The following is a 21,955-nucleotide window of genomic DNA, read 5'->3' as shown; positions in this document are numbered from 1 at the left end:
AAAAAGAGCCCTGTCACTTGGGTCAAGACTCTTTTACGAGAACACTATATGAAAATGAAAAAATTACTTTCAGAATTAATTACAGGTAAATGTACATTGGTAGCACTGCCATGAAGAAATAATTGTTGTGAAGGAACATTTAATTGTTGTCCTCTACGTATTTATTGTCACCTACAATAATCACAGTTTCCGATGGAATATTATAAATCTCCAAAACACCTTTAGGTTTCCGCGATTTTATCATAGCTTTATTGAATCAGAAACAAAATACCTAAAAAACAAGATGAAAATATATACTTTGACCTTAAGGTCAATATTAATGCTGATGCTTTCGGTAACATTTTTGGCATGTAACGGAAAAAAGGATGACAAAGATGAAGAAACTACCGAAGAAACAACAACGGAAGAAACACCGGAATATACAGGTGATTTACCATTAGATCGTCTCAACCTCCCCGATGGATTCAGCATAGATGTGTATGCGGAAAATATTGAAGGCGCACGTTCCATGGCCATGGGAGCAAACGGAACCCTGTTTGTAGGTACCCGAAACGAAGGAAAGGTGTATGCTTTAAAAGATGTGGATGGCGATTATAAAGTGGACGAAACCTATACCATTGCTTCAGATTTGGAACAGCCCAATGGCGTTGCTTTTAAAGATGGTGCTTTGTATGTGGCCGCAGTAAGCCGAATGTTCAAGTACAACAATATTGAATCGCAGTTGGAAAGTCCCCAAGACCCCGAATTGATCTATGACGATTACCCAACCGAATTTCACCATGGTTGGAAGTATATCGCCTTCGGTCCGGATAGTAAATTATACGTTCCCGTAGGAGCTCCATGCAATATTTGTGATAGTGCTACGGTAGATAAACGCTATGCGTCCATCACTCGAATGGATCCCGATGGCAGCAATAGGGAAATTGTGGCACATGGAGTGAGAAACACTGTGGGTTTCACGTGGCATCCAGAAACCGATGAGTTGTGGTTTACCGACAATGGCAGGGACATGATGGGAGACGATGTGCCTCCAGGGGAATTGAACAAGTTGACCGATGTAGGACAGCATTTTGGTTACCCATTTTGCCATGGCGGAACCGTTAAGGACCCTGAATATGGTGACCAACGCCCCTGTTCCGATTTTGTACCACCAGTACAGCCATTACAGGCCCACGTAGCGGCTTTGGGCGTAAAGTTTGGTAAAGGCCCTATGTTTCCCGAAGCATACACGGGGCATGCGTTTTTGGCGGAACATGGCTCTTGGAACCGTTCTTCCAAGGTAGGCTACAGGGTAACCTTGGTGAAGCTTGAAAATGGAGAAGCCGTAAGTTACGAACCCTTTATAGATGGCTGGTTGGACGAAGAGTCGCAAGAAGCTTTTGGTAGGCCTGTAGATTTGCTTTTCTTGGAAGATGGTTCTTTATTGATTTCCGATGATGAAGGGGACGCTATTTATAGGGTCACCTACAAGGGATAACTTCGTATCAAGTCGCTTGGGAATTGTTATTTACCCTATTTGCGTGATGGAGCAAAAAATAAATAGCAGCAAAGAAGTGAAAGACCAAGAAAATATGGATTTACAACAATACATTACCCGAGTTTATGGCAGTTTGACCAGCTTTAATGTGCTGTTCAAGACCAAAGGCAACCATTTTGTGGGGGAGAGGAATAGAGGATAATCAAACCGCCTCTCTCTTCTCACTCAAATACTTCCAATTTCGTTTCGGCATATGCTGCGTGTGTAATTTTGGATTGATGCACGATGCAACGTTGGTACTTTTAAAATAGTCGTTCCAAAGGGTTTGGTCGGGAGCAATTACTGTTTTATTGTGGTGAATATCTTTTAAATTGAGAGATACCATCTCCACATGGTCCAAATTGTAAAAGATGCCATACTTGCGTTTTACATCATAGATCAACCATTTTTGGTCTGCGTAGCGATAACGAAAATGCTTGGACATTAACGGTAGCACATCAAAATCGGGCTCAATGTTGGCAAAGAGGATTTCGTCCTTGGTCAACTGGAACTGTACAAAAGCTTCCATGCGGTGTTTTTCACGCCCCACTTTTTTGGCTAATTGACCAATGTACACGACGGTACTATCCGAATAATCCAAATACTTACCGTTTTTGGTGTGCATCAATTTTTGGATGTAGGTGTAGAGCATCATTTCAACACCTTCGGTTTCACTTAAAAAAGCAAAATATACATTGGATATGGCGTTGTGGCTCTTATTACGGATACCATTCCAAACGCGTTTGGCCTTTTCTACATTGGTGAAAACGGTTTCGGTGTCAGAAAACAAGCCGTTTTGGGATTGATTGTTTTTTTGAATATCGGCCACATTGATTTTCTCATCAAAAGCTATGAAGATTGCGGTCAGAAATCCGTTAAAACTACCGTCATAAATCAGAGTTTTTGTAGGTTTCATAATGGTATCCTTTTAAATGAAACATTTGTACATTGGAAATAATCCAATCAAATATATGGATATAATCCAAATAATGGAAATATTCCATGATAATTTTTGGATATTTTCCAAAAAATGTATATTTGAACATGGATTGTCATGGTGAGTGCAATCAAGAGATTTGTTTGTCAAACAAATAATAATACGTCTCGACTATGCCAACCATGATATTATTGACTTGATGATGGAAAATGAAATAACCCTAAAACGATTTACCGATATCCGCAGGGAACTCGGCTATACACAAACCGAATTTGCCAAATTGTTGGGCGTAAGGAACACCACGGCCGATATAGAGCGGGGGAGAACCAAATTATCCGGAAAGGTTGTAACGGAGCTTCTGCGCCAATTCAAAATAAATCCGCTTTGGTTGTTTGGAGAGAGTGAACAAAAACATTTGGATACTTCCAGAACCAGTGTTATTCCCAAAGTGGTCACCGTGGACAATTCCGATAATGATAACATGGTGATGGTAAATGCCAAGGCAGCTGCAGGATATCCGCAAAACATATCGGATACAAGTTGGTATAGGCAATTGCCTGCTTTTGATATGCCCATTCCCGAGTTCCGTAATGCCACCTATCGAGGTTTTCAGGTCGAGGGAGATAGTATGTTGCCCAATTTAAGGCCCAATGATTGGGTTTTGGCCAAGTCCATTGAGCATATCGACCATGTGAGCCCAAACAAGATGTACGTAGTAGTACTTCAGGATTCAGTTATGGTAAAGAAAATTGAGCGTAAACCAAATTCCAATAACATTACTTTGGTTTCTTTAAATGAAACTTATCCACCATACGAAATCAAACCGTTTCAAATCCAAGAAATTTGGGAGGTGAGCAGCAAACTTACCTTTAATGTGGATGCCACTACCGAAACAGGCTTGCTCAAACAGCTTCAAGAATCCATGGAGGAGTTGAAAAAACAGATAGCCAAGTAAACATTTAGAAACCAGCCCCCTTGGTTTTGGTCTGAATTCGCATTAAATAGTTGTGCGCTGTCATGTAGAGGACAGTACCATCATCACCCCAAGCGCAATTTGCTGTACGTTGTCCCGTTTCTATGCGTCCTAAAAGCTTACCCTTAGGAGTGATTACCAATATACCACTAGGTCCTGTAGAGAAAATAGTTCCGTCTAGGGCCACTTTTAAACCATCCAAAGAACCCACAAATCCAGACTCAATCAACGAAGTTGCATCAAAAAAGATACGACCTTCATCCAATGAGCCGTCCTGATGAATATTGTAAGCCATAATGTAAGGGGCATTGGGGTCTGACTGGTTCACATAAAGTATTTTTTCATCTGGAGACAAAGCTACCCCATTGGGACGATTAAGATTGCTCACGACCATATCAACCTTGCCGTTTGCATCTATTTTATACACTCCAAAAGCATCGATTTCCCGTGTTTTTGAATTTTCTTGTTGGGGTAGGCCATAGGGCGGGTCTGTAAAATAATAGGTGTCGTTGGAGGCTTGTACAATATCATTCGGACTATTGAATCGTTTGCCTTGCCAAGTGTCTGCCACTGTCACTTTTCCTCCATTTGACAGGGGCATTTTGGATATTCTTCGGTCTCCGTGTTCACAGGCTACCAATTCGCCATCATTATTGATAATCAATCCATTGCTGCCAGGCTCACGACCATAAGGCAAAATGCCTGTGTAGCCCGATGGTTTTAAAAATGAGGAAATACCTTCGTCTTCCTTCCATTTAAAAATGGTGTTCTGTGGTGCATCGGAAAAGAGAAGAAATTCACCATCCTTTACCCATACCGGACCTTCGGACCAAATAAATCCTTCGGCAAGTACTTCTATTTTTGCATTTTTATCCAAGTAGTCATAAAAAGCATCATCCAAGGCAACTAAGTTTCCTGTGGTTTTTTGTTGGGCGAAACATGCTAAGGAAATACTTAGCAGGAGAAAGGGTAAGGTTTTCATTTTTAAATATTTATATAAATATAAAAAGATAGATAGATTAAAGTTGATATTAATTGAGCATGAGAGTCCCCTTGATAACTTTTGCCAGAATCTCTGCTGCTTCTCGGTGTAGCCGAAACCAGAGTTCGGGTTCAAAAATTTCCAGTTCGGCCAAGGCCCAATTTCCATTGTTATCTTTAAAAATATCTACACGAGCATAAACGGGTAGTTCTGGTGCGGCATTTACAACCCTTTTGGCAAAGGCAACTTGTTCGGCATTAGGAGAATAATCATGAACGGTGCCCCCAAAATCATCTTGAACCCTAAAATCCCCAGGTTTGGCAATTTTAAGCACTGCATGTGTAAAAACTCCATTAAAGACCATCATAGATATTTCGCCCTCCGAAACCACGTTATGCTGAAATTCTTGAAGCATCATGGCTTCAATCCCCACCAATTCTTGGAAAATGGCTTCATAATTTTCAATTTCACCTTCTTGGACTTTGTATGTGTGCCGTGCCGCGCCCGAAACACAAGGTTTTAAAATATAGGTATTCGCTGTAAAGCCATGTTCTGATTTTGCGCTTGCAATAGAATCGGCAAGGGTAATTTTTGTGCCTTTTTCCACAAAAACCGTTTTGGGAATGGCAACTCCAGCGTTTGATAGATCTTGCAAATAATGCTTGTCAATGTTCCAATAAATAAGGTTTTTGGAGTTGATGAACTGGGTCTGTTCCGAAGCTTTTTCCAACCATTTGGAAAACTCTTCAAATCGGTCAAAATAGTCCCAAGTAGTTCTAAACAAGGCATATTTGGTGGTCGACCAATCAAAATAGGGGTCGTCCCAAGCTTTTCTGGTTACCTTTAAACCTTTATTCTTCAATGCATCTACAACCAATTGGTCTTCCAAAAGTACATTTTCAATATAAGTGCTACTTTTTTTGGGGGACACATATCGATGGTCCGTCAAAACAACAACATCATATTTCATTCAAATGAAATTAATATCCAACTGCCGTATCATCGCCACGTTTGTCGGCTCCTCCTTCAAGTTTACCATTGGGCAGTACACGAATAGCATCTACTTTTCCGATGATGGGCGTACGTTCTTTATTGATAATGTATCCTTTGGATTTTAGCTCGTTGATGAGTTCCTCAGAAAAACCTTCTGGTTCAAAAATTATCATATCGGGCAACCATTGGTGGTGGAACCTTGGTGCGCCTACCGCATCTTGCATACTCAAATTGAACTCGTACACATTTAAAATGGTCTGTGCAACGGCTGTGATTATAGTTGAACCCCCAGGTGTGCCTACGACCATATATAATTCCCCGTCTTTTTCTACAATTGTGGGGGTCATACTGCTCAGCATACGTTTTTCAGGAGCAATACTGTTGGCTTCTGCACCTATTAGCCCAAACATGTTGGGTACGCCGGGTTTGGCACTGAAATCGTCCATTTCATTGTTCAGAAAGATGCCCAACTCCTCGCAGAATAATTTTGATCCGTATCCGCCATTTAAAGTTGATGTGACCGAAACGGCATTACCCTCGCTATCCACAATAGAAAAATGTGTGGTTTGATCACTTTCAACGATTTCCACTTCCCCGTGGCTCACTTCTGATGACAATGTGGCCTTGTCAAAAGAGAAATTGGACATTCGATCTTGGAGATAATCATCACTTAACAAGATATCGTATGGTATGTCCACAAAATCGGGGTCTCCCAAAAAGAAATTTCTATCGGCATACGCTCTTCGCGAAGCCTCGGTAAACAACTGGATGGTTTTTGCTGAATTGTGTCCGAATTTTGACACATCATAAGGCTCCATCATTTTAAATATTTGGTTGATGGTCACCCCTCCGCTACTGGGTGGGCTCATGGATATAATTTTTACATCCTTGTAGTCAAAAACAATGGGGTCTCTCCAAACCGGTTCGTACTTTTCCAAATCTTCCTCTGTGATCAAACCGCCGTTTTCCTGAACAAAAGCAGCCAATTTTTGCGCCACTTCGCCTTTGTAAAAGCCATCACGCCCTTCTTCCATGATTTTCTGTAGTGTTTTGGCGTAGGCTGGGTGCTTTATGGTGTCTCCAGCGACAAAAGGACCTGCAAATTTGGTGCTATCGCCATTGGCCTCAATGAATCTTTCCCTATATCCTTTCAATCGGTTGGCTTGCTTTTCAGTGACCACCAGACCTTTGTTGGCGAGTTCGATAATAGGTTGTATGATTTCCTTCAAAGGAAGTTTCCCGAATTTCTTGTGCACTTCGAGCACACCCGCCACGGTGCCGGGCACTCCTACTGCAGTTCCTCCAGAAGTGCTCATGCCCGGGATTACATTGCCCAGTGAATCCAAATACATATCCTTATGGGCTGCCAACGGAGCTTTTTCGCGATAATCGATTCCTCCAACTTCGCCATTATTTTTCCGGTAGACCATAAACCCTCCACCGCCAACGCTTCCCGCAAACGGATAAGCGACTACAAGGGTTAGTTCCGTTGCCACCATGGCATCAAAGGCATTTCCGCCTTTTTTCATGATGTCCACAGCCAATTGTGAAGCTTCTTCACGTGCGGATACCACCATGGCTTTTTCAGTGACCAGACCGGTTGGTGTTGCAGGTTGTTGCTTGCAATTGATGAATAAGATCAGGGGCAAAAAGAGTATTAATCTTCGCATAGGGAAATAAATTTTTGGTTGGAAAAGGTAATCAATTCTTTAAAAAATGAAGTGAATTCATTTTCGAAATCACTATAGTGTTCTTCGAGGTCCAAAATGGCAAAATTCATTCGGGACTTGTTCTTGGTTCGGCGGTTCATTCCGTTCAAAACTCGGTCAATTCCAGCTAAATTTGCATAATTCAACAGCCAATTGTCCGTAATCATGTAGGGCATCATCCGTTTGGTGGCCATGGGGAGTATATCATAATTGTCCTCCAATAGATCATAGAAGTTTTCGACATATTCCTCCAAGGGCACATCTGAATAATCACTCCAGTTTTTGGCCAAAAAATGATCGTAATAAATATCTACGATCACTCGGCTGTAGTGACTATAATTTTTGTGCAGGCGTTTACTGCTTTGTCTTACAGTGGGGTGTGCATCGGTAAAGGTGTCGATTTCACGGTGTAGGAGGATGCCTTTCTGGATTTTGTCGGGCAAATGTTTGTATTTGTTACCGCGAATATGGTCGGCAAAGAAATTACCCAAAGTGATTTCCTCATCATCAAAAGAGAGATAGATATGCGCTAAGAAGTTCATCGGGGCAAATTCCTTTTCTGTCGAAATTTACAAATTCAAAACATGTAATCGGGTAAGCCCAACTATATTTGCAAAAACTTTTTTAACAATTATGACACTGATCAAATCCATTTCTGGTATACGAGGCACCATTGGGGGCCAAACAAACGACAACTTAACACCTGTTGATGCGGTTAAATTTGCAGCTGCCTATGGCTCGTGGTTAAAATCGTATGCAGATGAAGATAAATTGAAGGTTGTAATTGGAAGGGATGCCCGTTTGTCGGGCGAGATGATCCAGAACTTAGTGGTTTCCACCTTGGTCGGGTTGGGGATTGATGTAATTGACCTAGGATTGTCCACTACACCGACCGTAGAAATTGCGGTTCCACTGGAAAAAGCGGACGGCGGTATCATTTTAACGGCTAGCCATAACCCCAAGCAATGGAATGCTTTGAAATTATTGAATGAAAAAGGCGAATTTTTGGATGCAGAAGAGGGCGCCAAAATCTTAAAACTGGCCGAAGAAGAGGGTTTTGAATTTGCTGAAGTGGATGATCTGGGCGAAATCATTAAAAATGATTCCTATATCGACATTCATATTGATGAAGTTCTGGAATTATCCTTGGTAGACGCCGAAACCATCAAAAAAGCAGGGTTCAAAGTAGTTGTTGATGGTGTAAACTCCACGGGAGGCATTGCCATTCCCAAATTGCTCGAAGAATTGGGGGTGGAAGTGGTAAAGCTCTATTGTGACCCAACAGGTCGCTTTCCGCACAATCCAGAACCTTTAAAGGAGCACTTGGGTGACATCTGTAAAAAAGTTGTTGAGGAAAAGGCTGATTTTGGTATTGTGGTCGACCCCGATGTGGACCGTTTGGCATTTATCAGCAATGATGGGGAAATGTTCGGAGAGGAATACACCTTGGTGGCCTGTGCCGATTATGTACTGTCCAAAACCAAGGGGAATACGGTTTCTAATCTATCATCTTCAAGAGCATTGCGCGATATTACCGAAAAACATGGCGGTACATACGAAGCTGCTGCTGTGGGCGAGGTTAACGTGGTGACCAAAATGAAAGCCAACAATGCCATTATCGGCGGCGAGGGCAATGGTGGAATCATATACCCAGAAAGCCATTATGGGCGTGATGCCTTGGTTGGGACAGCTTTGTTCTTGATGTTGATGGCGGAGCGAGGCGGAACCGTTGCCGAACTGCGAGCCAGCTATCCGAGTTATTTTATGAGCAAAAAGAAAATCGAACTCACCCCTGATTTGGATGTAGATGCCCTTTTGGAGGCCATGCACAACAAATACAAAGATGAGGAGGTGTCAACCATTGATGGAGTAAAGATTGATTTCCCCGAAAACTGGGTGCACCTTAGAAAATCGAATACGGAGCCAATCATCCGAATTTACACCGAGGCAAAATCACAGGACGAAGCGGATGGCTTGGCCGACCGAATCATTGGTGAAATCAAGGAAGTAGCGGGAATTTAGGCTGTTTTTTTTGGTTCTTTTTGGAACTCTTTCGGTACTTTGTCCTTGTGTTTCCAGCGTTTATGCGTCCAGAAGTAATATTCCGGAGCCTCACGAATGGATTTTTCTGTTTCTCTTAAGAAGGCATCCGTAATTCCGTAATCAGGAACTTCGGTAGGGTTTTCGGTAAGTATTTTAAATGTACCTTCATAATACCCTCTTTTCTTTTTTCGAACTTTCAGGTATACGGGTACAATATTGTTTGCTTTGCAGATTTCTTCGCCTCCTACGTGAGCTGGAACTACAATGCCCATAAAGTCGGTCCAGTACTTGGCTCTGCTCACCATGGGAGATTGGTCGCTGATTATCCCGACCATTAATAATTTCTTACTTTCTTTTGCCTCTTTCAGGATTTTTCTGCATTCTTTGGTTGAAATCAACTCGGTGTTGTATTTGCCTCGGATGTTTCTCACCAATCTATCAAAATATTTGTTTTCTACTTTTTGGTAAATACCATAGCCTTTGGATATGATTTGAAGGTTCAAGGACAATACCCACTCCCAACTGGCATAATGGGGAAGCATAAGCATGGTATTGATGCCTTTTTTTTCCAATCCATTGAGCAGCTCAATATTGGTTACGGTGAACCGCTTTTGAATTTCTTTTTTGCTCATGCCCATGGTCTTCATCATTTCCAAGAAGATGTCGCACATGTGCCTGAAGAATTTTTTTTCGATCATCAATCGTTCTTCATCCGACTTTTCGGGAAAAACTAGGGCCAAGTTGTTACGGACCACTTTTTTACGATACCCGATTACATGGTACAAGAGTAGGTAGACACCATCGGAAATAAAATAAATGACTTTAAAGGGAAGTCTGGAAATCAACCAGAGCAATGGATAAACAAGGATATAAACTACCAGCTGCATAGACTATTCTTGTGTGCAAATATAGCTATATTTGGACCCAAACCTTTATTTACATGCTCAATTTACATATCGCTACTATTGCTATTATGGCTGCTAATGTCTTGGTTTCCCTTCGTGGATTCGGCAACATGGCTTTTTTTGATAGATATAAGTTCAGTATCAATGCCATACAGGCAGGTCAGCGGGAACGTATGGTGACCTCTGGCTTTTTGCACGTGGATATTTCGCATTTGTTCCTGAATATGTTTACCCTTTACTTTTTTGCTCCAGTAGTAATCGGTTGGTTCGGGTCTATAAAATTCTTGATTATTTATTTGGTCAGTTTGATAGCGGGAAGCTTATTGGCGCTTGTTTTTCATAAAGATGAACCTTTTTACAGCGCGGTAGGCGCCAGTGGAGCCGTAATGGGGGTTCTTTATGCTGCCATATTGTTGAACCCCGACATGCAATTGGGCATTATGTTCATCCCTATTCCGTTACCTGCCTATGTACTGGGTATTGCTTATTTATTGTACTCGATTTGGGGCATGAAGAGCCGAATGGGCAATATTGGCCATACCGCTCACTTTGGAGGTGCCATTGGGGGGTATGCAACTACATTGCTGTTTAAACCGGAGCTTTTTGTTACGGACACTTTAATTGTGATATTGCTTGCTATTCCGATTATCATACTATTTGTGTTGGATAAGATGGGGAAGATTTAGGTTTTCAAGTATATAAGCATCAAGTTCAAGTGCAAAGACAAGAGAGCCAAGAACCAAGACTTCTGAAGTTAGGAGTTTAGAGATTGTGTAGTCATTGGGTTACTGCAAACTGATTTCGGACTTCATGCATCAAACTCCAAATTCCAATAACCCTAGCCTATGGTAGACACGAATTGCACAAATGGCCACTAATTATTTCATGTCATTTCGAACCGACCAGCGGGAGTGTCAGAAATCCCGTCACGCTGAACTGGTTTCAGAGTCTCACTCCTATGGGATTCCGAAGCAATCCCGATAGCTATCGGGACGGAATGACACTCGTACCTGTTGCAATTATAAAACAAAAAAAGGCCTTGAAATTATCAAGACCTCCTTTTATCTAAAATATATTTTGTTGCCTAGCTCTTACCTAGAATTTCGGCTACTTTTTCTTCCAATGCAGGACCTCTAAGGTCTCTTGCCACGATAACACCATTTTCGTCCAATAAAAATGCAGCAGGAATCGCATTGATGTTGTACAAACGAGCGATTGGGTCTTGAAAACGCTGTAGATTGGAAATATGGTTCCATTCCAATCCATCGGATTCAATGGCGTTTTTCCAATGCTCTTCTTTGTTGTCCAAAGAAACGCCCAACACATCAAAGCCTTTTTCGTGATATTTTTTGTAAACGGAAACAATGTTCGGGTTTTCTGCACGACATGGTCTGCACCAAGCGGCCCAAAAATCTACTAAAGTAAGTTTGGCATTGCTTGTAACATCGCTGAGTGCAAGTACATCACCGGTTGGGGTAGGGGCTGAAAAGTCCGGTGCTTTGGCACCAATTTCAGTGGATTTCAAGTTTTCCAGTTGCTCTGCTATTTTTTTACCTGGTTCGGTTGCTTTCATTTCAGGTGAAAGACTTTCAAAAATTGCTTTTATTTCATCGACAGGGACTGCTTTGGTGGCCAAAAGATTTCCTATAACGAGTACGGATACGTATGCGTTGGGGTTGTTCTTGGCAAAATCAATGTTGAAGTTTTTGGCATCTTCCTGGAACTCGATAAATTCTTCCCGCAATGCTGTAACTGTGGCGGTATCCTTTTGTTGGGCGGCCACTCGCATATCGTTTTGCATAGATCTTGCACGATCGGACAATTTTCGGGATTCGGACAAAAAGTCCATGAACAGATCATTCTGAACAGTTCCTTTTATTTCAGCATGGGCAATACTGTCCTTTTGGAACTCTACTTCAATAGCTCCATTTTCGACAATCACAGGGACGTTTCCCCGAACTTTATCAACAAAAATATAATGCATTTTGGGTTCTACCTGGTCTCCACTAAAGCTGAACAAACCATTTTGGACCGTTGCGGTATCAACATCCACCAATTGGTTGACGGAATCCGTGGTTTTTAAAAATATTTGGGTGCCATTTTCGGGTTCGCCGGTTATGGTGCCTTTTAAAGTGTATCCTTTGGGATCGGAATTACAAGATGTTAAAAACAGAACTCCCAAAGATATTGCAAATAGTCTTTTCATTTCAAAATGTTTAGATTGCTAAGGTATTCAATACTTATGGCATAAAAAAACCCTTGGCGTTTTGGTAAGGCCAAGGGTTCTTCTTAAATGTATATGCAATTAGAATTGGTATCGGATACCCAGAGCTATATCAAAATCAAAATCGTTGTCAAAACCGTCGTAACCTACCAAACCTATTTCAGGTCTAAAGTCCAAGGAGAGTAGCAAAGGAATGTCAAAATCATATTCTATCCCGATATCCCCGGCGGCAAACACAAAAAGTCCATCGTAATCATCGTCAAAATCAGGGTCTGGATGATCAAAATCCACGCTTCCCAATCCGCCGCCAACGCCATAGTACCAGTTAAAGTTGCCGTCCAATTGGTGTACCCATTGATACACTCCTGTCAATTTAAACGCGTCAAAATGTCTGCTGTCCCTCCAACCGAGGTCAAATTCGGCACGGTTATTTTGCCCAATGGATTTTTGGTAGGAAATTTCGGCACCAAAGCCGTCGCTGTCACCCAATCGTAGCCCAAGGGCATGTTCGGATATACTTTGTGCACTTAAGCTGGCTGTTGCAAATAACATAAGTGCTGCAAATAATGTGGTAATCTTCATGTGTTTCTCTTTTAAGTTAAAAATTAGAGATAGTTTTGTGTTAGATTTACGTTTGAAAAACCGTTTTAGTTCCCATAAAGTATTCCAAATTGGATAAAAAAATGTTAAAAGACCTTTCTGAAGCAATGAAAGGCGAGTTGTTGTTCGATGAATTGAGCAAGGCCATTTATGCAACGGATGCCTCTGTATATAGGAAGTTGCCTACTGCGGTAGCTTACCCTAAAAATACCGAGGATCTAAAAACCTTGCTTGTATTTGCCAATAAAAACAAGGTTGGGCTCATTCCTCGGACTGCGGGTACTTCTTTGGCCGGTCAGTGTGTAGGAGAAGGTATAGTGGTGGATGTGAGCCGGTATTTCACCAAAATTGTTCGTCTGGATAAGGATAAAAAGCAAGTTACCGTACAGCCTGGTGTAGTTCGGGATGAGCTTAATCAATATTTAAAACCATTTGGTCTTTTCTTTGGGCCAAATACCTCTACCTCCAACCGATGTATGATCGGTGGAATGGTCGGGAACAATTCCTCGGGCACCACTTCCATACAATATGGGGTTACCCGAGATAAGGTAATTGCTATGCAGTGTGTATTATCTGATGGAAGTGATGCATTCTTTTCGGAAATATCAAAAAAGGAATTTGAAGAAAGGAAAAAGGGCGATTCGTTGGAAGCCAAGATCTACGATAAATTGTACGAAGAACTTTCCAATCCAGAAATACAAAACAATATAAAAGCGGAGTTCCCTAAACCCAGTATTCACAGAAGAAATACTGGATATGCGGTTGATGAACTGCTCAAGAACAATATTTTTGGAGAAGAAGATGTCAATTTCAATTTGTGCAGACTGCTATCAGGGAGTGAAGGCACCCTTGCCTTTACCACCGAAGTTACGCTTCAGTTGGATGATTTGCCACCACCATATGCGGCGATGGTGGCCACGCATTACAAAACTTTGGAGGATTGTTTGAGCGATGTGGCACCTGTGATGCAGCATAGTCTGCATTTATGCGAGATGATGGACAAAGTGATTCTTGACTGTACAAAAAACAATAGGGCGCAATTGGCCAACCGTTTTTTTGTGGAAGGGGATCCCGCTGGGATTTTGATGTTGGAGGTAAAGGCCGATTCCAAGGAAGAATTGGACCAACAGCTAGATGAGTTGCTAAAAACCATTGAAAAATCAGGTTTGAGCTATGCCAACCCCATTTTGTACGGTGACGACATCAATAAAGCCATTGAGCTGCGAAAGGCAGGGCTAGGCCTATTGGGCAATATGGTGGGGGACAGAAAAGCGGTAGCCTGTATTGAAGATACGGCCGTGGCTTTGGAGGATTTAAAAGATTTCATCGGGGAGTTTTCCCAAATCATGAAAGGGTACAATCAAGATGCGGTGTACTATGCCCATGCCGGTGCTGGCGAATTGCATTTGAGACCCATTCTCAATCTAAAAAAGTCCGAGGATGTAGTTTTGTTCCGGAGCATCACTACCGATGTGGCCAAACTCACCAAAAAGTATCAAGGAAGTTTTAGTGGAGAGCATGGCGATGGTATTGTTCGTGCCGAGTTTATCCCGCTGATGATAGGCGAAACCAATTATGAACTTTTAAAAAGAGTAAAAGCACTTTTCGACCCAAATTTGGTGCTCAACCCTGGTAAAATTGTGGATGCCTACCCTATGGATGAATCCCTTCGATACGAAGTTGACCGTAATGAACCAGATGTTGAAACCTTGATGGACTTTTCGGATAGCGAAGGTATTTTAAAGGCAGCAGAAAAATGCAACGGTAGTGGCGACTGTAGAAAAAGTCATCACATGAACGGGGGCATGTGTCCCAGTTACCAAGCCACTAAAGATGAAAAGGATACAACACGCGCTAGGGCCAATGCATTGCGGGAGTTTTTGACCAATTCAGAAAAAAGCAATCGGTTCGATCACGAAGAACTTAAAACGGCTTTTGACCTTTGCTTGAGCTGCAAGGCCTGCGCCAGTGAATGTCCCAGCAATGTGGATGTTGCCGCCCTTAAAGCGGAATTCTTGTACAATTATCAAGAAGCTAACGGGTATTCGTTGCGAAGCAAATTATTTGCCTACAATACGCAATTAAATGCCATAGGCAGCAAAGTTGCCGGTATTACCAATTGGATGTACGAGTCCAAATCCATCGGGGGAATGCTTAAAAAAGCAGTGGGGGTTGCGCCAGAGCGTCATTTGCCCAAAGTAGGCCGATTTGATTTTAAAAATCATTTAAAAAAGTATCGGGTAAAGCGAACTGACATTTCCAAAAAGCAAATTGTCCTTTATATTGATGAGTTTGTGAAGTATTTGGATATTCAGGTCGGCAAGGATGCCATTGAGCTATTGTGCAGATTGGGTTATGATGTGGAATTGTTTTATGGTGAAAGCGGCAGAACTTATCTGTCCAAAGGGTTTTTGAAGCAAGCCAAAAAATTGGTGGCCCAGAATATGGAGAACCTCAAAGATGTTTTAAACCAAGGAACTCCAATTGTGGGGCTGGAACCTTCTGCAATTTTATCGTTCAGGGATGAGTACCAACGATTGCATGAGGATAAGGAGCAATTAAGCAAGTTGGCATCCAATTCATTTTTGATCGAAGAGTTTTTGGCTGCCGAAATTGCAGCGGGGCATATTTCTTCGGACAGTTTTACCGATGAGGAGAAGACCATCAAAATTCACGGGCATTGCCATCAAAAGGCATTGAGCAACCAAAAGGTGACCTTTGATGTGTTGAATCTGCCCAAAAACTACAAAGTGACCATCATACCATCAGGTTGTTGCGGTATGGCGGGTTCTTTTGGTTACGAAAAAGAGCATTACGAAGTAAGTATGCAGGTAGGTGGACTAAAGTTGTTCCCAGCCGTGGAGAAAAGCCCTGTAGAAACTTTGATTGCGGCCAATGGAACAAGTTGTAGGCATCAAATTAAGGATGGGACGAAAAGGGAGGCGCAGCATCCGGTTTCAATCTTGAGACAGGCCCTTGTCATCTAAGAAGTCCTGATCAACGTTTTCTTCTTCAATTTCGCTGAGGTGTTCTTCCGTGACATCTTCAATGCGGACTTCTTTGTCGGTAATGGAGGCGATAAGGTCGTTCATGTCCATTTCCTTTAAATCCTCGTCAACAAAGAACGGGGATAGTCTATCGTGATTGTAGTGATAGATTCTCCAACGCTTGAAAGAATATTCCAAAGCGGTCAGGTTTTCCACCCAATCCCCTGAATTTAAATAGGTGCAACTACCGTGTTTGTTTTCGTATATCTCCTTTTTGGGTTGATGGATGTGTCCACAAACCACATAATCATATTCGTTTTCTATGGCAAGCTCTGCCGCGGTCTTTTCAAAATTATTGATGTACTTGACGGCACCCTTTACGCTATTTTTTATTTTTTTGGACAAGGAGTATTTTTCACGTCCCATTTTTGCCAAACACCAATTGAGGAAGCTATTGATCAAAATAAGCAGGTCGTAGCCGTAACCCCCCAACTTTGCCAACCATTTGGCGTTCTGAATGGAGACATCGAATACATCACCATGAAAAATCCAAGCTTTTTTGCCATCCAGGTTCAGCACCAATTTGTTCATGATTTTAAAATTCCCCATTGAAGTGTCACTGAACTTACGAAGCATTTCATCATGATTTCCAGTGATATAGAAAACTTCGGTTCCTTTTGAGGCCATTCCGATGATCTTCCTCAACACTTTAAGATGGGAAGGCGGGAAATAACGCTTGCTAAACTGCCAAATATCAATAATATCTCCGTTCAAAATCAGCTTTTTAGGCTGTATACTGTTTAGATACGTGATGAGTTCATCTGCATGGCAGCCATAGGTTCCCAGATGCACATCCGAGATAACCGCCAGTTCTATCTTCCTTTTTTTCAATGGTATAGGGTTTAATACAAATTAAAAAGATTGGAATAAAATAGAAATCAAATTCAAATCATTAATTCATGAGCATATTGTTAAAAAAATATCACGTTAAGATGAATTATGTTACAATAACATTAAGCTAAAATTGAATATCCGTAATGGGTCATAATATTATCAACGTCACCCTGAACTTGATTCAGGGTCACATAAAGATGCTCATCTTTAACAGGATGAGATGTTGAAACAAGTTCAACATGACACCAAAAACACTACTATGAAGTATTTAAGGACAATTAGAAAGCCAAAACCTTGTTTTTGAATTAGATTTGTAACATCTACCTTTGAAAGCAAAATAATTTTTATACCGAATGGCAGGAAATTCGTTTGGACAACTTTTTAGACTCACCACCTTTGGTGAATCTCACGGAAAAGCATTGGGGGGCATCATTGATGGTTGTCCTGCAGGGATAACATTGGACTTGGAAAAGGTCCAGGAGGAGTTGAACAGAAGAAAGCCCGGGCAATCCGCTATTGTAACCCAGCGAAAGGAACCTGATACAGTCGAGATTTACTCGGGAGTGTTCGAAGGGAAAACTACGGGTACGCCGATTGGCTTTGCCATTCATAACACCAATCAAAAGTCGAAAGATTATTCACATATCAAAGATTCGTACCGACCATCGCATGCGGATTACGTGTATGATAAAAAATATGGTTTCCGTGATTACCGGGGTGGTGGAAGAAGCTCCGCTCGTGAAACGGCCAGTAGGGTAGTGGCAGGCGCCATTGCAAAGCAATTTTTAAGTGATATTAAAATAAACGCCTTTGTCTCCCAAGTTGGGGAGATGAAATTGGACAAGCCTTATCAAGAATTGGATTTTTCAAATATCGAGTCGAATGCCGTTCGTTGTCCCGACACCGAAACCGCCCAGAAGATGGAGGACTACATCAAATCCATCAAAAAAGAGGGCGATACCATTGGTGGCGTAATTACCTGTGTCATACAAAATGTACCTATTGGTTTAGGCGAACCTGTTTTTGATAAACTTCATGCCCGCTTGGGAGAGGCCATGTTGTCCATCAATGCCGTAAAAGGTTTTGAGTACGGAAGTGGTTTTGCTGGAGTTGCCATGAAAGGAAGCGAACATAACGATGCTTTCAATACGGATGGCACTACAAAAACCAATCGCAGTGGTGGGGTTCAAGGTGGAATCAGTAATGGAATGGATATTTATTTCAGTGTGGCTTTTAAACCTGTGGCCACGGTACTACAATCCTACGAGACCATCAATAAGGAAGGCGAAAAAGTGACCACGCAGGGTAAGGGAAGGCACGATCCATGTGTTGTTCCAAGGGCAGTTCCCATTGTAGAAGCTATGGCAGCATTGGTTTTGGCAGACTACTCACTTTTGGCCCGAACCAACAAAATTTAGCCCGCGTTAGGACGTTTCCATTCAAAAAAGTATCTTTCCGTCGCTAACTTAACTTTTTATGAAGAAACTGGAATTGCACTGGCAAATCCTAATCGGGATGCTACTTGGTATTCTTTTTGGATTTGCGATGACACAAATTAGCTGGGGCAAGGAATTTGTAAATGATTGGATTCAGCCTTTAGGTACCATTTTTGTAAAACTTCTCAAGTTAATTGCCATACCGCTTATTTTGGCATCTTTGGTCAAAGGGATTTCCGATCTTAAAGACATTTCAAAATTCAGAAATATAGGCCTCCGGACCATTGGAACTTACATCGTCACAACGGTGGTGGCAATCACCATCGGACTTTTGTTGGTAAATGTATTGAATCCAGGTAGTGGAATTTCGGAAGAAACGGTAACCAAACTTACCGACACCTACGCCGGAGATGCGGGTGTTACCTCCAAACTGGAAGAGGCTTCCAGACAAAAGGACAGCGGACCCTTACAATTTTTGGAAGATATGGTACCGGACAATGCTTTGGCGGCAATGACTGACAATGCGTTGATGCTTCAGGTTATCTTCTTCACCATTTTTCTTGGTATTTCCATGTTATTGATCGGGGAGAAAAAGGCAAAGCCCTTAAAAGATTTTTTCGATTCCCTCAACTATGTCGTCCTAAAAATGGTGGATTTGATCATGTTGACGGCCCCTTACGCTGTATTTGCCTTATTGGCGGGCGTAGTGGTATCATCAAGTGATCCAGACTTGTTATTGGCCCTGTTGAAATATGCTGGTGTGGTAGTATTGGGGCTTGCCTTAATGATTGTATTCTATGCGACTATTGTAGGGCTAGTTACCAAGAAAAATCCATTTTGGTTTTTAAAAGAGATAAGTCCTGCACAATTATTGGCTTTCTCGACCAGTTCCAGTGCAGCCACTTTGCCTGTGACCATGGAAAGGGTAGAGGAACACATTGGTGTGGACAAAGAAGTATCCAGTTTTGTGTTGCCCGTTGGCGCTACCATTAATATGGACGGCACAAGCCTGTACCAAGGTGTGGCCGCAGTATTTATTTCGCAAGCCCTTGGGTTTGACCTAACCTTTGGTAACCAGTTGACCATCGTTTTGACGGCCTTATTGGCGTCGATTGGTTCAGCAGCAGTTCCAGGTGCAGGAATGGTAATGTTGGTCATCGTATTGGAGTCCATTGGATTCCCGGCCGATAAATTGGCCATTGGTTTGGCCTTGATTTTCGCCGTTGATAGACCGTTGGATATGTGTAGAACTGTTGTAAATGTTACCGGTGATGCTACCGTTTCCATGTTGGTTGCCAAATCTGTTGATAAACTTGGGGACCCGCATGTAGAGGAATGGGATGATCATTTGGATGAAGTAAAAGGAAAGGATAGTTAATCCAAAAACTTGGCCTTTAACTCAGGTGTGGGAATCATACAAGATTCTTGCTTGCCAAACCATTTATAACGGTTTTGGGCAATAAAATCATAGATTCCGTTTCGAACAGAAGTGGGAATCCATGTAAAAACAGCGGTCAATTTCCATAATCCACCAAGGTCTTGGGCAATTTCCAAAGCTGCGTCGGATTTTGTGTAGTAGGCCACTCCGGGTTCGATAAGGATAATGGAGTCCACCTTACTGGTATCAATATTGCGTTGCTTTACCAATTCTTGTCCAGCCTCACTTTGCAAGGCCGCATAGCGGAATACATCTTTTTTGTCCCGTTTGATTACAAATTGGACAGAACCATTGCACAAATTGCAGACCCCATCGAACAGAATTATTTTTTTACCGTTTTCCAACTTGTTCATAACACTTGACTAAAACCTGACATCTGCAATGCTACTGTTTTTATCAAATTCTGCTTTTGCAAATGGACAGAGCGGTAAAATTTTCACGCCTTTTTCTCTAGCAAATTCTACGGCTTTCATCACCAACATTTTTCCATATCCTTTTCCTCCGAACGCTTCTTCAATTCCGGTATGGTCTATAATAAATTTGGTTGTTCCGGCCCAAGTATAAGTCATTTCGCCAGCAAATTTGCCCTCATCGTAGATTGCAAACCTACCTTTTCTTTGATTTTCTTCTCTCTCTATTTTAACCAAAACACCTTACTTTTTTATACTCAATGCGCCCGAAGGACATTTAGATACTTGATTTATCAACTCCTGACTAGTGGCATTTTCGGGTTTGACCCAAGGCTTTTCTTTAGGGTTGTAAACTTTGGGCAATGTTTTGACGCATATTCCAGAATGAATGCATTTTTCGGGCTGCCATAATATGGTGACCTCTCCGTTGGTGTACTCTTTCGTTGTCATAATTGTACCAGTTTATATTTTGTTGTCACCAATATTTTGGTCAAAAATTGATGCAACTAAGAATGCTGATTCAGCTTAAGTAAAGATACTATAGTTTGTTCAATTTTATTTCTGAACCGATATCCCTTTTGGTATGCCCTTTTCTTCTTCCAGAATATTTGCCCAATAAATTTTATCAATATTTTCCACATAGTAGTCGTGGACCCGCTTGCCCTGTTGAAGATATTCTTTGGCTGTTTTTAAATTAATTAGATAATTTTCTTGATCAAGGACATTCTTATAGGCAATGGCAATGTAAAATCTATTTTCGGCCAAATCGTTAATGGCTTCCTGTTTTTTGAACTGTTCTATCGCCTCAATGTATTCTTCTTGTTCCAAATACATGCAGCCCAAATGTAAATGATCAAACAATCCGGAAGAGTAGGAAGGGGTGGCCATTCTGGATGTCATTATTTCGATGGCTTTTTCTGTTTCTCCCAAAGATCTATAGCACAGGGCTAAAAAAGTATCTACGTGGGTATCATCATGAATCAATAATTCTTTGACCTTATTTTGGTTGTAAATTACCTGTTTAAGCATCTTAAAATCTGCTATGGCCCCTTTATAATCCCTAAAAAAATTAAACCTACACCGCCCCCGATAATATAAATTGGCCAAGGTGTCGTACGCAACAGCTTTGTCTATCAATTTTTTCCATGTAATAAAATCGCCACTCTTTAAATAGGCCGTGGATTTTGCCCTATATGGGTAATCCCATGTGGGGTCTATGGTAATGGCGCTGTCGAGGATGGATTGAAATTCTCTGGTGAACTGATAATGTTCGGAAATTTTTTCGGCTGCCAAACACGCCTTGTAGCGTTCCATTTGCCCAGTATATTTAAAATAATTGCAATTTGGTTGGGCATGTAATAGATTGATTGGAAGGAAAATAAAAAATAGCAGTTTTTTCATGGCATTACTTTTTCAATTTCACCATTATTGATTTTGAATATTAAATACTGATAATAATCTACAGGCTCCTCGTCTTTGGTTTGGATTTCCCATCCTTTCAACTTTTTTGATAATTGTAATAATTGATGTGATATTTTTTTGTCAAATGGTCTTTCCTGGTAGTTTTCGTCGGACTCTAATATTCTGAACCTTCCCGTTTCCCCTATACAGTTGACTATAAAGCGTACCCTTATCCAACCTGATTGATTGGTTTTTACTGGTTGATAGTTTTTTAAGAAGTAACGCTCTATTGCTATTTTTTCTCCTTCAAACTGCAAACCTCGCTGCATATTGAAGTATTGATAAATTTGGTCATCTCCATGGCATGGTTGAAAATGTTCCCCGTCTATTTGTGGGTCGTGTGCAATATCTCCAACCCAACGGGAATAAGTCGGTGAATTCTTGTCAGTGGAATTACATGACACCAATATGGAAGATAGCACAATAAGTGAATGCTTAAAATTCATC

Annotated in this window: 22 protein-coding genes; 8 read left to right on the top strand and 14 right to left on the bottom strand. The window is 41.5% G+C overall.

Translation table 11 applies throughout. The features are described 5' to 3' along the window. The first annotated feature begins 283 nt into the window (after window positions 1–283). Window positions 284–1,477 (top strand): sorbosone dehydrogenase family protein, encoded by a 1,194-nt coding sequence (locus GO009_RS02790; RefSeq protein WP_163624694.1) that lies wholly within the window; start codon window positions 284–286, stop codon window positions 1,475–1,477. A gap of 46 nt (window positions 1,478–1,523) precedes the next feature. Then, window positions 1,524–1,679, top strand: coding sequence for a hypothetical protein (locus GO009_RS02785; protein WP_163624462.1), 156 nt, complete (start codon window positions 1,524–1,526; stop codon window positions 1,677–1,679). On the opposite strand, the gene GO009_RS02780 is transcribed toward GO009_RS02785, so the two are convergent. Further along, window positions 1,680–2,432: a TIGR03915 family putative DNA repair protein gene (locus tag GO009_RS02780; protein ID WP_163624693.1), complete on the bottom strand. Its 753-nt coding sequence runs from the start codon at window positions 2,430–2,432 to the stop codon at window positions 1,680–1,682. A gap of 223 nt (window positions 2,433–2,655) precedes the next feature. Here GO009_RS02780 and GO009_RS02775 point away from each other — a divergent pair, with 223 nt between their 5' ends. Continuing rightward, the gene (locus tag GO009_RS02775; RefSeq protein ID WP_163624813.1) at window positions 2,656–3,408 is read left to right on the top strand and encodes a LexA family transcriptional regulator; all 753 of its coding nucleotides are present in this window, start codon (window positions 2,656–2,658) and stop codon (window positions 3,406–3,408) included. Between the two features lie 4 nt (window positions 3,409–3,412). Here the strand turns inward: GO009_RS02775 and GO009_RS02770 are convergent, their stop codons facing one another. Genes GO009_RS02770 through GO009_RS02755 form a run of 4 tightly spaced genes read right to left on the bottom strand, consistent with a single transcriptional unit; the run spans window position 3,413 to window position 7,652 of the window. Next, window positions 3,413–4,408: an SMP-30/gluconolactonase/LRE family protein gene (locus GO009_RS02770; protein ID WP_163624692.1), complete on the bottom strand. Its 996-nt coding sequence runs from the start codon at window positions 4,406–4,408 to the stop codon at window positions 3,413–3,415. A gap of 49 nt (window positions 4,409–4,457) precedes the next feature. Beyond that, window positions 4,458–5,378 (bottom strand): RimK family alpha-L-glutamate ligase, encoded by a 921-nt coding sequence (locus GO009_RS02765; protein ID WP_163624691.1) that lies wholly within the window; start codon window positions 5,376–5,378, stop codon window positions 4,458–4,460. 10 nt (window positions 5,379–5,388) lie between these two features. Further along, window positions 5,389–7,071, bottom strand: coding sequence for a gamma-glutamyltransferase (gene ggt / locus GO009_RS02760; protein ID WP_163624690.1), 1,683 nt, complete (start codon window positions 7,069–7,071; stop codon window positions 5,389–5,391). After that, window positions 7,059–7,652 carry an ACP phosphodiesterase gene (locus tag GO009_RS02755; RefSeq protein ID WP_163624689.1) on the bottom strand — a complete coding sequence of 198 codons (594 nt, stop codon included), beginning with the start codon at window positions 7,650–7,652 and terminating at the stop codon, window positions 7,059–7,061. Before GO009_RS02755 ends, ggt begins: the two co-directional genes overlap by 13 nt. A 91-nt stretch (window positions 7,653–7,743) precedes the next feature. On the opposite strand from GO009_RS02755, the gene glmM reads away from it, so the two are divergent. Further along, the gene (gene glmM / locus GO009_RS02750; RefSeq protein WP_163624688.1) at window positions 7,744–9,132 is read left to right on the top strand and encodes a phosphoglucosamine mutase; all 1,389 of its coding nucleotides are present in this window, start codon (window positions 7,744–7,746) and stop codon (window positions 9,130–9,132) included. On the opposite strand, the gene GO009_RS02745 is transcribed toward glmM, so the two are convergent. After that, window positions 9,129–10,040 carry a lysophospholipid acyltransferase family protein gene (locus GO009_RS02745; protein ID WP_163624687.1) on the bottom strand — a complete coding sequence of 304 codons (912 nt, stop codon included), beginning with the start codon at window positions 10,038–10,040 and terminating at the stop codon, window positions 9,129–9,131. The genes glmM and GO009_RS02745 overlap by 4 nt on opposite strands. 53 nt (window positions 10,041–10,093) lie before the next feature. On the opposite strand from GO009_RS02745, the gene GO009_RS02740 reads away from it, so the two are divergent. Continuing rightward, the gene (locus GO009_RS02740) at window positions 10,094–10,744 is read left to right on the top strand and encodes a rhomboid family intramembrane serine protease (RefSeq protein WP_163624686.1); all 651 of its coding nucleotides are present in this window, start codon (window positions 10,094–10,096) and stop codon (window positions 10,742–10,744) included. Between the two features lie 398 nt (window positions 10,745–11,142). Here the strand turns inward: GO009_RS02740 and GO009_RS02735 are convergent, their stop codons facing one another. Then, on the bottom strand, window positions 11,143–12,264 hold the full coding sequence (locus GO009_RS02735) for a TlpA disulfide reductase family protein (protein WP_163624685.1): 1,122 nt from the start codon (window positions 12,262–12,264) through the stop codon (window positions 11,143–11,145). 99 nt (window positions 12,265–12,363) lie between these two features. After that, a complete protein-coding gene (locus GO009_RS02730) occupies window positions 12,364–12,864 on the bottom strand; it encodes a hypothetical protein (protein WP_163624684.1) in 501 nt (166 codons plus the stop codon). A 101-nt stretch (window positions 12,865–12,965) separates the two neighbouring features. Here GO009_RS02730 and GO009_RS02725 point away from each other — a divergent pair, with 101 nt between their 5' ends. Continuing rightward, window positions 12,966–15,869, top strand: a complete 2,904-nt coding sequence (locus GO009_RS02725; protein WP_239057369.1) for an FAD-binding and (Fe-S)-binding domain-containing protein — start codon at window positions 12,966–12,968, stop codon at window positions 15,867–15,869. Here the strand turns inward: GO009_RS02725 and GO009_RS02720 are convergent. Beyond that, complete coding sequence (locus tag GO009_RS02720) at window positions 15,840–16,760, bottom strand: UDP-2,3-diacylglucosamine diphosphatase (protein ID WP_163624682.1); 921 nt, start codon at window positions 16,758–16,760, stop codon at window positions 15,840–15,842. The genes GO009_RS02725 and GO009_RS02720 overlap by 30 nt on opposite strands. A 356-nt stretch (window positions 16,761–17,116) precedes the next feature. On the opposite strand from GO009_RS02720, the gene aroC reads away from it, so the two are divergent. Continuing rightward, on the top strand, window positions 17,117–18,181 hold the full coding sequence (aroC, locus tag GO009_RS02715; RefSeq protein ID WP_163624681.1) for a chorismate synthase: 1,065 nt from the start codon (window positions 17,117–17,119) through the stop codon (window positions 18,179–18,181). Window positions 18,182–18,239: 58 nt separating this feature from the next. Further along, window positions 18,240–19,577 carry a dicarboxylate/amino acid:cation symporter gene (locus GO009_RS02710; RefSeq protein WP_163624680.1) on the top strand — a complete coding sequence of 446 codons (1,338 nt, stop codon included), beginning with the start codon at window positions 18,240–18,242 and terminating at the stop codon, window positions 19,575–19,577. Here GO009_RS02710 and GO009_RS02705 read toward each other — a convergent pair. The 5 genes from GO009_RS02705 to GO009_RS02685 form a co-directional block, all read right to left on the bottom strand. After that, window positions 19,574–19,990: a thiol-disulfide oxidoreductase DCC family protein gene (locus GO009_RS02705; RefSeq protein ID WP_163624679.1), complete on the bottom strand. Its 417-nt coding sequence runs from the start codon at window positions 19,988–19,990 to the stop codon at window positions 19,574–19,576. The genes GO009_RS02710 and GO009_RS02705 overlap by 4 nt on opposite strands. A gap of 9 nt (window positions 19,991–19,999) precedes the next feature. Further along, window positions 20,000–20,284, bottom strand: coding sequence for a GNAT family N-acetyltransferase (locus GO009_RS02700; RefSeq protein ID WP_163624678.1), 285 nt, complete (start codon window positions 20,282–20,284; stop codon window positions 20,000–20,002). Window positions 20,285–20,290: 6 nt separating this feature from the next. Next, window positions 20,291–20,497 carry a (4Fe-4S)-binding protein gene (locus GO009_RS02695; RefSeq protein ID WP_163624677.1) on the bottom strand — a complete coding sequence of 69 codons (207 nt, stop codon included), beginning with the start codon at window positions 20,495–20,497 and terminating at the stop codon, window positions 20,291–20,293. A gap of 105 nt (window positions 20,498–20,602) precedes the next feature. Then, window positions 20,603–21,361, bottom strand: coding sequence for a lipopolysaccharide assembly protein LapB (locus tag GO009_RS02690; protein ID WP_163624676.1), 759 nt, complete (start codon window positions 21,359–21,361; stop codon window positions 20,603–20,605). Window positions 21,362–21,444: 83 nt separating this feature from the next. After that, window positions 21,445–21,954 (bottom strand): hypothetical protein, encoded by a 510-nt coding sequence (locus GO009_RS02685; RefSeq protein ID WP_163624675.1) that lies wholly within the window; start codon window positions 21,952–21,954, stop codon window positions 21,445–21,447. Window position 21,955 lies beyond the last annotated feature (1 nt).

This window comes from Allomuricauda sp. TY007, from assembly GCF_010468565.1.
GTDB lineage: Bacteria > Bacteroidota > Bacteroidia > Flavobacteriales > Flavobacteriaceae > Flagellimonas.
Note: the sequence above shows the minus strand (reverse complement) of the source record. Positions and strands in the feature narration are given on the sequence as shown.